The organism is Alishewanella sp. d11, assembly GCF_049390205.1.
Lineage (GTDB): Bacteria > Pseudomonadota > Gammaproteobacteria > Enterobacterales > Alteromonadaceae > Alishewanella.
On record NZ_CP186547.1, the window covers coordinates 2,397,620 to 2,411,707 of the forward strand.

The 14,088-nt window shown below is 48.1% G+C and carries 13 protein-coding genes and 4 tRNA genes; 4 read left to right on the plus strand and 13 right to left on the minus strand.

What is annotated here, in order from left to right:
- The first annotated feature begins 45 nt into the window (after positions 1-45).
- Together tyrS and pbp4b are read left to right on the plus strand one after the other, a co-directional pair.
- Complete coding sequence (gene tyrS, locus ACO1PK_RS10950; RefSeq protein WP_423185670.1) at positions 46-1,248, plus strand: tyrosine--tRNA ligase; 1,203 nt, start codon at positions 46-48, stop codon at positions 1,246-1,248.
- A gap of 100 nt (positions 1,249-1,348) precedes the next feature.
- On the plus strand, positions 1,349-2,995 hold the full coding sequence (pbp4b, locus tag ACO1PK_RS10955) for a penicillin binding protein PBP4B (RefSeq protein ID WP_423185671.1): 1,647 nt from the start codon (positions 1,349-1,351) through the stop codon (positions 2,993-2,995).
- A 19-nt stretch (positions 2,996-3,014) separates the two neighbouring features.
- On the opposite strand, the gene ACO1PK_RS10960 is transcribed toward pbp4b, so the two are convergent.
- Positions 3,015-3,923 (minus strand): AEC family transporter, encoded by a 909-nt coding sequence (locus ACO1PK_RS10960; protein ID WP_423185672.1) that lies wholly within the window; start codon positions 3,921-3,923, stop codon positions 3,015-3,017.
- Entirely contained in the window at positions 3,905-4,156 is a 252-nt protein-coding gene (locus ACO1PK_RS10965; RefSeq protein ID WP_423185673.1) for a GIY-YIG nuclease family protein, read from the minus strand. The genes ACO1PK_RS10960 and ACO1PK_RS10965 overlap by 19 nt, the downstream gene beginning before the upstream one ends.
- Positions 4,157-4,279: 123 nt before the next feature.
- Between ACO1PK_RS10965 and ACO1PK_RS10970 the strand changes: the two genes are divergently transcribed.
- Positions 4,280-5,554 (plus strand): DEAD/DEAH box helicase, encoded by a 1,275-nt coding sequence (locus ACO1PK_RS10970; RefSeq protein ID WP_423185674.1) that lies wholly within the window; start codon positions 4,280-4,282, stop codon positions 5,552-5,554.
- An 89-nt stretch (positions 5,555-5,643) separates the two neighbouring features.
- On the opposite strand, the gene ppiC is transcribed toward ACO1PK_RS10970, so the two are convergent.
- From ppiC to aguB, 3 genes are read right to left on the minus strand one after another with little or no spacing between them, the layout of a single operon-like run.
- Entirely contained in the window at positions 5,644-5,922 is a 279-nt protein-coding gene (gene ppiC / locus ACO1PK_RS10975; protein ID WP_189431246.1) for a peptidylprolyl isomerase PpiC, read from the minus strand.
- Positions 5,923-5,942: 20 nt separating this feature from the next.
- Positions 5,943-7,055, minus strand: a complete 1,113-nt coding sequence (gene aguA, locus ACO1PK_RS10980) for an agmatine deiminase (RefSeq protein WP_423185675.1) — start codon at positions 7,053-7,055, stop codon at positions 5,943-5,945.
- Positions 7,052-7,942, minus strand: a complete 891-nt coding sequence (aguB, locus tag ACO1PK_RS10985; protein ID WP_423188204.1) for an N-carbamoylputrescine amidase — start codon at positions 7,940-7,942, stop codon at positions 7,052-7,054. Before aguB ends, aguA begins: the two co-directional genes overlap by 4 nt.
- A gap of 295 nt (positions 7,943-8,237) precedes the next feature.
- Between aguB and ACO1PK_RS10990 the strand changes: the two genes are divergently transcribed.
- Positions 8,238-9,407, plus strand: a complete 1,170-nt coding sequence (locus ACO1PK_RS10990; protein ID WP_423185676.1) for an FAD-dependent monooxygenase — start codon at positions 8,238-8,240, stop codon at positions 9,405-9,407.
- A gap of 462 nt (positions 9,408-9,869) precedes the next feature.
- Here the strand turns inward: ACO1PK_RS10990 and ACO1PK_RS10995 are convergent.
- The 8 genes from ACO1PK_RS10995 to ACO1PK_RS11030 all read right to left on the minus strand — a co-directional run bounded on the left by ACO1PK_RS10995 (position 9,870) and on the right by ACO1PK_RS11030 (position 14,016).
- Positions 9,870-9,944, minus strand: a tRNA-Gln gene (locus ACO1PK_RS10995).
- A gap of 27 nt (positions 9,945-9,971) precedes the next feature.
- Positions 9,972-10,046, minus strand: a tRNA-Gln gene (locus ACO1PK_RS11000).
- 33 nt (positions 10,047-10,079) lie between these two features.
- Positions 10,080-10,164: transfer RNA gene (locus ACO1PK_RS11005), tRNA-Leu, on the minus strand.
- 17 nt (positions 10,165-10,181) lie between these two features.
- Positions 10,182-10,258: transfer RNA gene (locus tag ACO1PK_RS11010), tRNA-Met, on the minus strand.
- A gap of 288 nt (positions 10,259-10,546) precedes the next feature.
- Positions 10,547-11,638 (minus strand): redox-regulated ATPase YchF, encoded by a 1,092-nt coding sequence (gene ychF / locus ACO1PK_RS11015; protein ID WP_423185677.1) that lies wholly within the window; start codon positions 11,636-11,638, stop codon positions 10,547-10,549.
- Between the two features lie 45 nt (positions 11,639-11,683).
- A complete protein-coding gene (gene pth / locus ACO1PK_RS11020; RefSeq protein ID WP_423185678.1) occupies positions 11,684-12,286 on the minus strand; it encodes an aminoacyl-tRNA hydrolase in 603 nt (200 codons plus the stop codon).
- On the minus strand, positions 12,286-12,888 hold the full coding sequence (locus tag ACO1PK_RS11025; protein WP_423185679.1) for a 50S ribosomal protein L25/general stress protein Ctc: 603 nt from the start codon (positions 12,886-12,888) through the stop codon (positions 12,286-12,288). Before ACO1PK_RS11025 ends, pth begins: the two co-directional genes overlap by 1 nt.
- A gap of 183 nt (positions 12,889-13,071) precedes the next feature.
- Positions 13,072-14,016 carry a ribose-phosphate pyrophosphokinase gene (locus tag ACO1PK_RS11030; RefSeq protein WP_423185680.1) on the minus strand — a complete coding sequence of 315 codons (945 nt, stop codon included), beginning with the start codon at positions 14,014-14,016 and terminating at the stop codon, positions 13,072-13,074.
- Between the last annotated feature and the right edge of the window lie 72 nt (positions 14,017-14,088).

A 14,088-nucleotide genomic window follows, 5' to 3' on the forward strand; every position in this document is an offset into this window, starting at 1 on the left:
AATGGCTGTTCTGTAAGCAAAACTATCTATTGTCAGGAGTTAAACATGGCCGATTGGGCGCAGGCATTAGCGGAATTAAAGCGCGGTTACGAGGAAATTCTGCTCGAAGAAGAGCTAATTGCCAAGTTAAAAGAAGGCAAGCCTTTAAAAATCAAGGCGGGCTTTGATCCTACCGCACCTGATTTGCATTTAGGTCATACCGTTCTGATCAACAAGCTGCGTGCGTTCCAACAACTTGGTCATGAGGTTATCTTCCTGATCGGTGATTTTACCGGCATGATTGGCGATCCTAGTGGTAAAAATGTCACCCGTAAGCCATTAAGTCGTGAAGATGTGTTGGCGAATGCCGAGACCTATAAAGAGCAAGTGTTTAAAATTCTTGACCCGGCGAAAACGCGCGTCGCGTTTAACTCTGAGTGGATGGGCGAGCTAGGCGCTGCTGGCATGATTAAGCTGGCCTCACGGCAAACCGTGGCGCGAATGCTGGAACGTGACGATTTTAAAAAGCGTTTTGCCAATAACCAGTCTATTTCTATTCACGAATTTTTATACCCGCTGGTGCAAGGCTGGGATTCGGTGGCGCTCGAAGCCGATGTCGAGATGGGCGGAACCGATCAGCGCTTTAACTTGCTAATGGGCCGTGAGCTACAAAAAGAAGAAGGCATGCGCCCGCAAACCGTGATGATGGTACCTCTACTGGAGGGCTTAGACGGTGTGCAAAAGATGTCAAAATCTTTAGGTAATTACGTTGGTATTACCGATACGCCAAATGAGATGTTTGGTAAAATCATGTCGATCTCTGATGATCTGATGTGGCGTTACTATGATTTATTGAGTTTCCGCCCTGTTAGCGAGATCCAGCAATTAAAGCTGGACGTGCAAAACGGCACTAACCCGCGTGATGTAAAAATTGCGCTGGCTAAAGAAATTATTGCCCGTTTCCATGATGAGGCTGCAGCCGAGGCTGCACATGAAGACTTTACACAGCGCTTTAGTAAAAATGCCTTACCTGATGAGATTGCAGCAATTAGCCTGAATTGTGCGGGTGAAAGCATGCCTATCGCCAACCTGTTAAAAGAGGCCGCCTTGGTAGAGAGTACTTCTGAAGCCATTCGGATGATTAAGCAAGGTGCGGTGAAATTAAATGGCGATGCAAAAGTCGATGATCCGAAGCTAGAAATTGCCAAAGGAACGACGCACATTTACCAAGTCGGTAAACGTAAATTTGCTAAAGTGACGCTTAACTAAGGGGCGACAAAGTTCCCGCCATACCCTGCTAAGACAAGGATTGACTAGGTGTAGCAGGGTAGCTGGCGCAATAAGGATTAAGCAGCGCGAGGTAAACCGTATGCCGTTACAAAGGGTGATCGTCCTGCTGAGCGCGCTGTTGTTATCCGCTTGCGCCCAGAATACGAATACACGGGTTGAACCTGTGCCGCTAAAGATTTCCTCCCTCACTCAAGCTGAACACGCCGCGTTCACCAATGGTCAAGGGCAGTTACAGCTGCACTGGCCAGAGCAGCGCAGCGCGCGTCAAGCCTTAAACAATCGCCGTCGTTTTTTAGCCTATGCTGGTCAAGGCGAATTACTGATCGATATGCAGCAAGCGCACGAGATAGTGCTTAAGGTTAACCAACAGACGCTGCGAGTAAGCCGCTCTGCAGATGGTCAACCCTTTAAGTTAGATTTAGCCGCGTTTACGACAAACGGTGACAATTACCTGCAGTTAGTCGATATCAAGCCGGTTGAGGCCAGGGTAAGCTTGAGCTTGCCATTTCCAACCTTAAGGGAAGATTTAACGCGCTATAGCGCCGCCTTTGCCAAAGTGGATGAGCTGATCCTAACTGAGGTGGCACAGGGTTTTCCTGGTGCCGTCTTACTGGTGGCGAAGGACGGCATCATTATTAAACATAGCGCCTATGGTTATGCTAAGCGTTATGATCAGCATGGCCAACCGCTCCTATCTCCTGTTGCCATGCAGCCAGATACGCTGTTTGATCTCGCCTCTAACAGCAAAATGTATGCAACTAACTATGCTTTAATGCACCTCGTCAGTACGGGCAAACTGAATATTAACTTGCCTATTCAGCATTACCTTCCCGAGTTTCAAGGCGCAGGGCGTGAGCAAATTAAAGTGCGCGATTTACTTTACAATACGGCAGGGGCACCTGCAGCCTTGCCTTTCTTTCGGCCAGATCAGCGCTATGGCAAAGCGTTTTTTGCGCAAAGCAAGTCAGCTGTAGAGCAGCGTATTGTAACTCAGGTCCCATTTGCACCTGCCAAAGTACCACAGGCGGTATACAGCGATATTCACTTTATGTTGCTGGGCATGCTGGTGGAGCGCTTGGTTGGCCAGCCGTTGGATACCTATGTAGAGCAACAGTTTTATCAGGTGTTAGGCTTGCAGCAGACCATGTTTAACCCCTTAGCAAAAGGTATGGCTAAAAGTCAGCTAGCCGCCACGGAACTCGCTGGCAATAGCCGAGCCGGTAGGATCACCTTTCCGTCGATACGTCAGGAAGTGGTTTGGGGCGAAGTGCATGATGAGAATGCTTTTTATGCATTTCAGGGGGTAGCTGGTCATGCGGGGTTATTTAGCTCAGCGGCCGATTTAGCAAAATTAATGGCAGTGGCATTGCAAGGCGGTGGCTATGGCTGGCAACAATTTTTTCAGCAAAGCACACTGCAGCAATTTACCCGCCCGTCGCTTTATAATCCAAGTTACGGCCTAGGCTGGCGCCTTGCTGTTGGGGGGGAACTCGCTTGGCATTTTGGTGCTTATGCCAGTGATTATGCCTATGGCCACACCGGTTGGACGGGCACAGCCACGGTGATTGATCCCGCTAAGCAGTTAATAGTGGTTTTACTGACAAATAAAAAGCATAGCCCCATTTTAGCCGACAGTCAGGGTGATGATTTTATGGGAGATCGTTTTGAAACGGGCCGTTATGGCTCAATTCTGACGTTAATCTATGCAGCCTTGGCAGCGTTATAAGCCTGTGTTTAGTGCATGGCTAAATGCGTTGTAATAACCAAAAAACCACAGGTAGCGTGATCAGCCCTGCCAAAATACCCAAACCAATAATGCCGCTGACCAAGCGTGGCGCAAGACCTGCCATAATTGCGATAGCCCCCGCAGAGATCATGGGCGGCATAGCCGCCTGAAAAATACTGATTTGTACGGCTATTCCGGTTTGCCCCAGCGTGGTCCAAATCGCCCATGCGGCAAAGGGCATCAGCAGTAATTTAATGCCAAGAGCACTGATTAAAGGCGATACCTCGTTTTTACTAAAGCGAAAACTAAGTTGAAAACCTACCGCTATCATCACCACTGGTACTAAGGTTGCGGCTAAATTATTAATTAAGTTAGTGGCTAATGGCGGGAAGGCCAAGTCTCTAATCAGTAAACCGGTCATTAATGCAATAAAAGAAGGGAAGGTAATAATTTTCAATAAAATACTTTTGGGTGTCGGTTTGCTCATACTGGGGCTGTAAATAGCGGCGACAATGGTGACATAAGTCGCCAGCGCAATAAAAGACCCTACCTGATCATAGACCACAGCATAGGGCATAGCGCTTTGTCCAAATAAGGCTTCGGTCATGGGAAAGCCTAAAAAGGAGGTATTTCCCAAGGGCAACACAATCAGCAGGGCCCCCGTCACTTCGCGTGACCAGTTAAAGACTTTACTCAGCGCAAACACGCTAGCGACCACCACCACTAATAATAGCCAAGGTGTTACGGCAGGGATCAGTAACGCATACGAAAATTCCAACAGTTTGATATTTTTTAAAATCAACGCGGGTAAGGCAACGTACAGTACATAGATATTTAAGGCTAAGCCGCTGTTTTCTGGCATAGCAGGCAGTCGTCTTAACAACATGCCGATCACCAGATAGGCTAGTACTAGGTAGAAGTTTTCCATGATTGCTCGCTAATTAGCTGCTCTTTCGCGGCTTTACTGAGTTGTTTAAGCTGATACTCGGCTTTGCTGGCACTGGCACGGTCGACATAAGTGTGTTGGAAAACCAAGGTGAGTGGGCCTTTGCCACGCAGCGCTTTAGCGCCACCTTTTAGTTCACCCTTGTGTTGACGCAAACGCCGCTCTGGGTTGACACTGATGCCAGTATAGAGTTGACCGCTAGCCGTTCGAATCATATAAAGAAACCATGTTTGATTAGTCATAGGCTTGCAAAAAGTACCAGAATATCTTGTAGCAGGCGTATCTGCTATAATTGCGCATTATTCGATGTTTTTGATACAGATCTTTTGGAAATAACCATGTCGTTTCAATCCTTGGCTCTGGCTGAGCCTATTTTACGTGTCTTAGCTGAGCAAGGCTATGTTAGCCCAACGCCGGTACAACAACAAAGCATTCCGCAGATTTTAAGCGGTAAAGATGTGTTAGCAGGTGCACAAACGGGCACCGGCAAAACCGCCGCTTTTACCCTACCACTGCTGCAGCAACTGCTCAATGCGCCTAAAGTCTTAAACAAGGCGCAAGTGCGGGTATTAGTATTAACCCCCACTCGCGAACTGGCGCAACAGGTTTTTGAAAGTGTGCAAACCTATAGCCGCCATTTACCGGTAAAGAGTGCGGTATTTTATGGCGGTGTGTCGATCCGGCCACAATACGATGCGGCTGAGCTGGGATTAGATATTCTGGTGGCAACGCCAGGGCGGTTAATTGATCATTTACATCAAGAGACGGTAGATCTGAGTCAGCTTGAGGTATTAGTTCTGGATGAAGCCGACCGGATGTTGGATATGGGCTTTATTGTCGATATCAAGCGGATTATGGCGAAACTGCCGGAAAAACGGCAGACCTTATTATTTTCAGCCACCTATTCCAAAGAAATTAAACAGTTAGCCGATGCCTTATTAAATAAGCCCGTGTTAATTGAAGTGGCTGCCGCTAACGCCACGGCGGATCGGGTTAGCCAGCAGGTGTATTTAGTCGATCGGCATCGTAAGCGGGAGCTTATCTCGCATGTGATAGGTGCCCGTAATTGGCAGCAGGTATTGATTTTTGTCCGCACCAAGCATGGTGCCGATCGCCTCGCTAAGCAACTACAAAAAGACGGTTTAACCACTGCAGCTATTCATGGCGATAAAGCGCAGGGCGCCCGGCAGCGTGCCTTAGATGAGTTTAAACAAGGCAAAGTAAGGGTATTGGTTGCGACTGACATTGCCGCCCGTGGTTTAGATATTACCGAGCTGCCTTATGTGGTGAACTACGATTTACCGCAAATTGCGGAAGATTATGTGCATCGGATTGGTCGCACTGGTAGGGCGGGGTTAAGTGGCGAAGCGGTAACACTTGTTGGCCCAGATGAATTAGGTGCCTTACAAGATATTGAGAAGTTAACGCAGCAGGTGTTACCCACGCAAATTTTGCCTGGCTATGAACATGATCCCAGTTTTCAGCCAGTAAACGAGAAAGTGGCGCGCACTCCTGGACAAAGACCGTCAGGGCGGCAAGATGGGCCTGCGAAACGGCAATCCACTGGTAAGTTAAAAGCGAAACTACGGGCTAAGGCCTTGGGCAAGGCTTAGCATTTTTGCAAAGCCTTGCGTTTTGGAAGAGAAAGCCGCGCTTAGCCGCGTTTGATAGCGCGGCTTTACTTACTCGTGTGGTTTGCTAATTAGTTGCGATACAGCGTTTTAATTAAATGAAAACCAAACTGGGTTTTTACTGGCCCGAGAATTTCTAATACCGGGCCTTTAAAGACCGCATCGTCAAAGGGTTTAACCATCTGGCCTTTGCGAAACTCCCCTAAATCACCGCCTTTTTTACCCGACGGACAGAGCGAGTGTTGCTTAGCTAACTTGCCAAAGTCGGCGCCTTTTTGCAGTTGCAGTTTTAGCTTATCTGCTTGCTCTTTGGTTTTTACCAAAATGTGTAAGGCGCAGGCTTTGGCCATGGTGAATCCTATTATTGATGTTACGCTAAAGGTTGTTGTTGGGTAATACAGTGAATATTGCCGCCACCCAGCAATATTTCCCGTCCTGGTACCGTAACCACTTGATGCGCTGGAAACAGTTGCTGCAGGATCTCTGCGGCCACTTTATCATTCGGATCATCAAAGGTCGGCAGAATTAAACCGCCATTACATAAATAAAAATTAATGTAAGAGCCAGCTAAACGGGCATTGGCTTCGCGTGGAATAGCAGCCATTGATTGATCAACAGTGGCATATTCTTCGGCTTTGGCAATGATAGGCGCAGGTACTGGCAGTTTATGCACTTTGATTTTGCGACCTTTGGCATCGGTACTGGCTTCTAAATAATCTAAGGCCGCTTTGCTGCGGGCATATTGCGGATCGTTCTGATCATCAGTCCAAGCTAACAGCACTTCACCGGGTTTGACAAAGCACGCCATATTATCAACATGCCCATCGGTTTCATCGTTAAAGATGCCGTCTTCTAACCACAGCACTTTTTCAATGGCCAGGTGCTCGCGCAGCATGGCTTCAATCTCTTCACGGCTTAAATGCGGATTGCGGTTAGCATTTAGCAAACACTCTGCCGTGGTCAGCAGGGTGCCTTCACCATCAACATGGATAGCGCCACCTTCCAGTACAAAGCCTTCCGTACGATAGCGCGGCAGCTGCTCTATGCCTAAAATCTTGCTGGCGACTTGATCATCGCGATCCCACGGGAAATATAAGCCGCCATTTAAGCCGCCCCAAGCATTAAAGGTCCAATCAACGCCTCGCACTTCACCTTGGCCATTGGTAACAAAGGTCGGGCCGGTATCACGGCACCACGCATCGTTATTGGAGATTTCTACTACCCGAATTGGAAATTTGGTTTCTGCTGCAGTCAGCTGCGCATAGGCATTGGCATACTGCGCGGCGGATACACCAACAGAGACCGGTTCAAAACCGGAAATGGCTTTAATAACGGTAACAAAAGCCGCTTGCGCTGGCTTAGCGCCTAAGCGCCAGCTGTCGGTGCGCTCTGGCCAAACCATCCAAGTCTGCTTATGCGGTGCCCACTCGGGCGGCATGCTAAATCCGTCTTGCTTGGGCGTTGAGGTTAGGGTTTGGCTCACTTGCTGTTCTCCGGGTTAACTTTGCCATCTTTGGTCAGTAGCGTATCGTAGATATCGATACGGCGATCGCGGAAAACACCCCAAGCACGGCGGGTAGCAGCCACTTCGTCTAAGTCAAAGGTATGTACTAACACCGCTTCGTCAGTTTCGTTCGCTTCTTGCACTTTGGCACCGGTATGATCAGCAATAAAAGAGCTACCATAGAAGGTAATAGAGAAGTCGCCTTCGGTTTCGGTACCAATGCGGTTAGACACGATAACCGGCGTTAAGTTAGCAGCGGCATGGCCTTGCTGGGTGCGCTGCCAGTGATCGCGTGAGCTAATGGTGGCATCATGCGGCTCACTGCCGATAGCGGTTGGATAGAAAATCAACTCAGCGCCCATTAACGCCATACTGCGAGCACATTCTGGGAACCACTGATCCCAACAAATACCGACGCCCACTTTGGCATAACGGGTATCCCACACTTTAAAACCGGTATCGCCCGGCGTGAAATAGTATTTTTCGCTATAGCCTGGGCCATCAGGGATATGGCTCTTACGGTAAATTCCCATGTTGCTGCCATCGGCATCTAGCATCACGACAGTGTTATACAGGCAATTACCAGCGCGCTCATAAATACTGATCGGTAATACTACAGCCAGTTCTTTGGCAACCTTGGCAAAATGCTTAACGGCGGCATTTTCAGACACCGGTACGGCAAAGTCTAAATACTCTGGCTTTTGCTTTTGGCAAAAGTAGTTACGTTCAAACAGCTCTTGGATCAGGATAATCTGCGCACCTTGTGCTGCGGCTTCACGCACCAGCTTATCTGCCCGGGCAATATTTTCTTCAACATTCCAGCCACCAATCATCTGGGTAGCAGCGACGGTTACATTACGCATCAGCCATCTCCAATTCAGTTTTTCAATAGGGAGTCAGTGTAAGGCAAATATAGCTGAGAAAGTTAAGCTATCTTTGACCTGGCACCGTATTTGTACAGTATAACAGGGCGCGCAAAATGCCGTATTTTACAGCAGCCGTCAATATTTTTTACGGTTATTTGATCTGGCTGTTTTGCGCGCGGCAAAATTGTTGTTAACCTTAGCAAAATTTACCAGAAATTACCTGCCAATTTATGATCTGCACCGCCTAACACGGCGGGATCTCGTGTGTTTTGCAGGTGAAGAGAGGAAAACATAGATGTATGACACCGATGTGATCATCAGTGGTGGTGGCATGGTGGGGGCGGCGTTAGCGGTTGCCTTATCCCAAGCTGGCTTAGCGGTAACAGTGTTAGAGAAACAGCAACCTGTGCCTTTTAACGCGGATAGCGCCATTGATCTGCGTGTATCCTCACTAAACTTACGTTCTGAACGCTGGTTAGCGGCGTTAGGCGCTTGGCAACATTTACAACAGATGCGACTGTGTCCCTATCAGTATTTGCAAGCCGGTGAAGGCAAAGCAGCGGTGCGTTTTGCTGCCAATGAGATTGCTGAGCCGCATTTGGGGCATATTGTTGAAAACAATTTGGTGCAGCTGGCGCTTTGGCAGCAGTTTAACGAGCAGGTACAGGTTATAACAGACACCCAGATTGTGGCATTACAACAAAGCGACAGTGTGGTCAGTGTTACGCTGAGTGATAAACGCGTTCTCACGGCGAAATTAGTGATTGGCGCGGACGGTGCGCAGTCTGTTGTTAGGCAATTAGCCGGTATAGGCACGCAGGGCTGGCAATATCAGCAAGCCTGTTTGGTGGCTTACGTCGATACACCTTATCCGCAACAAGAGATTACCTGGCAGCAGTTTTACCCGTCAGGCCCCAGAGCGTTTCTGCCGCTACCCGGTGCTCAGGCTTCGTTAGTGTGGTATGACGAAGCCGCAAAAGTAAAACAACTCGCACAACTCGCGCCGGCGGCATTAGAGCGGGCTTTTATTGCCGCCTTCCCAGACGAATTAGGTGCGGTGAAGTTAAAAGGGTCTGCTTGGTTTCCGTTAGCACGGATGCAAGCGCAGCAATACGTGAAAGGACGAATAGTGCTGGCTGGTGATGCGGCCCATACCATTAACCCGCTGGCAGGGCAGGGCGTTAATTTAGGCTTTGCCGATGCGATGCTGTTAGTTGCACAGCTTACGGCGAATCTAGAGGCCGGACGCGATCTGGCCGATAGTGCGAGTTTACTGGAGTATCAGCGGCAGCGTAAGCTGCAAAATAGTTTAATGATGGGGGCGATGGATGTCATTTATCAAACCTTTAGCCGTGACTCGGATGCACTGAGTTTTATCCGGCAGCAGGGGTTGCGGTTAGCGGCCAATGCGGGCATGGCGAAGCGGCTGCTGACTCAATATGCAGTAGGGAATGGGGTGTTTTGAGTTAACATTCCTAGCAATTAGATTTGTTCAGCGCTTTAAGTTGGTTAGTCATGTTAATCATCGTTTTTTCTTAGATCTATTTAGCTAAACCGCCAGGCTGCTTGCAGCCGATATTGCACACAAAGACGCCGTGAACCCTTCCATGGGGGCTCCTGTCCGGCATCCATGCCGGACACGCTTTGTTTAGCAATATCGGCTCGCTGCCTAGCTGCATCAGTGAACTCACAAAAATCGTAAAAGCTCATCTGTAGTTAAACGAGGTGGTAAACGCATAGTGCACTTTGCTCGGGGAGGTGTTTTTCAGGGATGAAAAACAGCAGCGCCCAGGGATGGGTTCACAGCGTGCCCCGACAAAGTTGTACGGCGCGTTTAGCCACCGGATGCTTCGAACTCGATTATGATGTTTAATTTTCTAATAGATGAAAAGCGAAAACCCGACGCGAGGTCGGGTTTTCTGAATAATGGCAGGGGCGGCTGGATTCGAACCAACGCATGGCGGGATCAAAACCCGCTGCCTTACCGCTTGGCTACGCCCCTACTAGGAAGCTTTAAATCGTGAGTTAATGGCAGGGGCGGCTGGATTCGAACCAACGCATGGCGGGATCAAAACCCGCTGCCTTACCGCTTGGCTACGCCCCTGCAGAAACTTCTACTTACTTAGTGTGCACCTTATGGTGCGGAAAGAGAGACTCGAACTCTCACGCCTCGCGGCGCTGGAACCTAAATCCAGTGCGTCTACCAATTCCGCCATTCCCGCATGCAAGGTCAATTAAGTGGTGGCTACAGCGGGAATCGAACCTGCGACCCCAGCATTATGAGTGCTGTGCTCTAACCAGCTGAGCTATGTAGCCACTGTAACTTGTCCTAAGCAAGTGGCGCGTATTATGCTGATCTGACTTATTAGCGTCAACCGTTTTTTTGCGATAATTACGTTGCAGTGGTTTGTTTGCCGAATTTATATCCAGCACTGCGACTTTTTGCGGCAAATCCTAGTCAGAACATTGTTAAAGCTGTCTAAATGACCTCTGTTTTCAGCAGGCCGTGGCAATGATGCTCACAACGCTAGTTGGCTTATTTTTGCTAGCACAGAAACAAAAAAGCCGAACACTATGGTTCGGCTTTTTTAAATAGAGTGAAACTTAAACGTTAAAACGGAAATGCATTACATCGCCGTCTTTTACAATGTAATCTTTACCTTCTAATCGCCATTTACCGGCTTCTTTTGCGCCAGCTTCACCGTTAAATTGCACAAAATCTTCGTAAGCAATAACTTCGGCACGAATAAAGCCTTTTTCAAAGTCGGTATGAATAACGCCTGCAGCTTGTGGTGCTGTGGCGCCAACCGCAACAGTCCAAGCGCGCACTTCTTTTACGCCTGCGGTAAAGTAGGTATGCAGGTTAAGTAACGAGTAACCGCCACGAATAACCCGGTTTAAACCAGGCTCTTCTAAACCCATATCGGCCATAAACTCGGCTTTTTCATCGTCATCCAGTTCGGCAATTTCAGACTCAATAGCGGCACAAACTGGCACCACGATGGCGCCTTCTTTTTCGGCAATAGCACGAACAACGTCTAGATGTGGGTTATTTTCAAAACCATCATCCATGACGTTGGCAATATACATAGTCGGCTTAATGGTTAAGAAGTTCATATAAGCAATTAAGGCTTTTTCTTCTTTTTCCAGCGGTAATTGGCGTAAGGTTAAGCCTGCTTCTAAATGTGCCTTTACTTTTTCAAGTACGGCAATTTCTGCTTTGGCGTCTTTATCGCCGCCTTTGGCTTTCTTCTGTACGCGGAAGATCGCGCGTTCAGCGCTGTCCATATCAGATAACACTAACTCCATATTGATGGTGTCAATGTCGTCGGCCGGATCAATTTTACCGGCTACGTGGATAATGTTTTCATCATCAAAGCAGCGTACTACATGACCAATTGCATCGGTTTCACGAATATTGGCTAAAAACTTATTGCCTAAACCTTCACCTTTAGATGCACCCTTAACTAAACCAGCAATATCCACGAATTCCATGGTGGTAGGTAAGACACGCTGTGGTTTAACAATGGCGGCTAATTTATCTAGCCGTAAATCGGGTACGGGTACGACACCGGTATTCGGTTCGATAGTACAAAATGGGAAGTTGGCGGCTTCAATGCCGGCTTTGGTCAGAGCGTTAAATAAGGTAGATTTGCCAACATTAGGTAAACCTACAATGCCACATTTGAAACCCATGAGTGTATCCTTTAATGTGCTATTGAGCGGGTGTGTCCCGCTATTTTAGCTAGCTTGAAAACTATGTAAACGATGCTGTGCTTTTACTAGGCCATCTTTTGCTAATATCGCAAAACAGGCAACTGCTTCATCGATGCTGGCATCGAGCAGTTTTTGTTCGCTGGCGGGGGCTTTACCCAGCACAAAGCCGGTAACCTGATCTTTATGACCAGGATGGCCAATACCTAGACGTAAACGATAAAAATTCGGATTATTACCCAGTTTACTGGTGATATCTCGTAAACCATTATGGCCAGCATGGCCGCCGGCAAATTTGAACTTAGCGCTGCCTGGTGGTAATGCAAGTTCATCATGCACAACCAAGATTTGCTCTGGGGATATTTTATAAAACTGCGCCATAGCAAGCACGGCTTTGCCGCTTAAGTTCATATAGGTATTAGGGATTAGTAATTTGAATTCTTGTCCCGCAAGGATAAATTTACCGGTATGACCGAAAAACTTTGCTTCGGGTTTTAGTGGGGCATTGTAGGCTCGGGCGAGCTGCTCCACAAACCAGACGCCAGCGTTGTGCCTGGTGTACTGGTATTCGGGGCCTGGATTACCCAGGCCCACGATTAGCTGTATCTTAGGTAGTACAGCGTCAGACATTACTCAGCGGCAGCGTCATCAGCTTTGCCAGCTGGTTTGTTTACAGAAACTACTGGTAAATCGTGGCCTTCACCTTTAGTTAACTGAACAAATTTAACACCGTTTGGTGCTTTGATGTCAGTTAAGTGCAGGGTTACACCAACGGCTACATCAGCCAGATCTACTTCGATAAACTCTGGCAGATCTTGTGGTAAACAGGTAATTTCTACTTCGTTCAGACCGTGAACAACTACGCCACCTTTCTTAGCAGCAGCGTCTTCGTTTAAGAAGTGTACTGGTACTGTAGTGTGTAATTCATGACCTGCTTCAACGCGTTGGAAGTCAACGTGCAGAATCTTTGGTTTGAACGGGTGACGTTGCATGGCTTTAACGATAGCTTTAACTTCTTCACCGCCAACGTTGATGGTCAGGATGTGTGAGTAGAAAGCTTCGAAGCTTTGTGCTTTTAACAGCTTTGAGTGTTCTAAAGTAACAGATTGTGCTGGCTGGCTGCCACCGTAGATGATAGCTGGCACTTTGTCTTCGTGACGTAGGCGGCGGCTCGCACCTTTCCCTAAATCAGCGCGGACTTCTGCTGTTAACGTAAAAATTGCATCAGACATTGATGTACTCCAAAAATTAAGTGTTGTTTTGGCTTGCGACCAGCCAAAACTTGTAGCCCTTACAAAAGGCGCGACATATTACCACCCAACAGGAGGTGCTGCAAATGAAAAAGGCACTCAGAGAGTGCCTTTTTGGTAGTGGTTGCGAGACCCGCTTATTGCAGCAGGTGCTAGCAAGCCTGCCTAGTCAAACATCGAGGAGATAGACTCTTCATTACTGATACGACGAATACATTCAGCAAGCAGATCACTCAGTGTAAGCTGACGTACTTTGGGAATGGCTTTCATCGCTGCAGACAGCGGGATAGTGTCAGTAATAATTAGCTCATCAATGACAGAGTTACTGATAATCTCTGGGGCATTACCGGAGAAAACCGCATGCGTAGCGTAAGCAAACACTCGCTTAGCGCCTTGTTCTTTCAGCGCTTCTGCTGCTTTACACAAGGTACCGCCGGTATCAATCATGTCATCAACGATAATACAATCGCGATCTTTAACATCACCGATAATGTGCATAACTTGCGAAACGTTGGCTTTTGGACGGCGTTTATCAATAATGGCGAGATCGGCATCGTTTAAAAGTTTCGCGACGGCACGAGCGCGCACGACACCACCAATATCAGGTGAAACCACCACGGGAGATTCTAACGATTTCTTGCGCATGTCGTCTAACAACACAGGGCTGGCGAAAACGTTATCTACCGGCACATCAAAGAAACCTTGGATTTGCTCGGCATGCAGGTCAACCGTCAGCACCCGGTCAACACCCACGCTGGACAAAAAGTCGGCCACAACTTTAGCCGTAATCGGCACACGCGCAGAGCGTACTCGACGATCCTGTCTGGCATAACCAAAATAAGGAATGACCGCAGTGATCCGACCGGCAGAGGCACGGCGTAATGCATCTACCATAACGATAAGTTCCATCAGGTTATCGTTGGTGGGAGCGCAAGTTGATTGAATGATAAATACGTCTGAACCGCGTACATTTTCGTTGATTTGCACACTGACTTCGCCATCACTGAAACGGCCTACAGCGGCGTCTCCCAGTTTGATGTAAAGACGGCTGGCGATTTTGTTGGCAAGATCTGGTATGGCGTTACCAGCGAAAACCTTCATGTCGGGCACGGTAGGATCCTCAGGGCAGTGGTGAGTCCGGTTTATATCATTATAATACCCTTTGCTTTCTGTTTGCGGGTT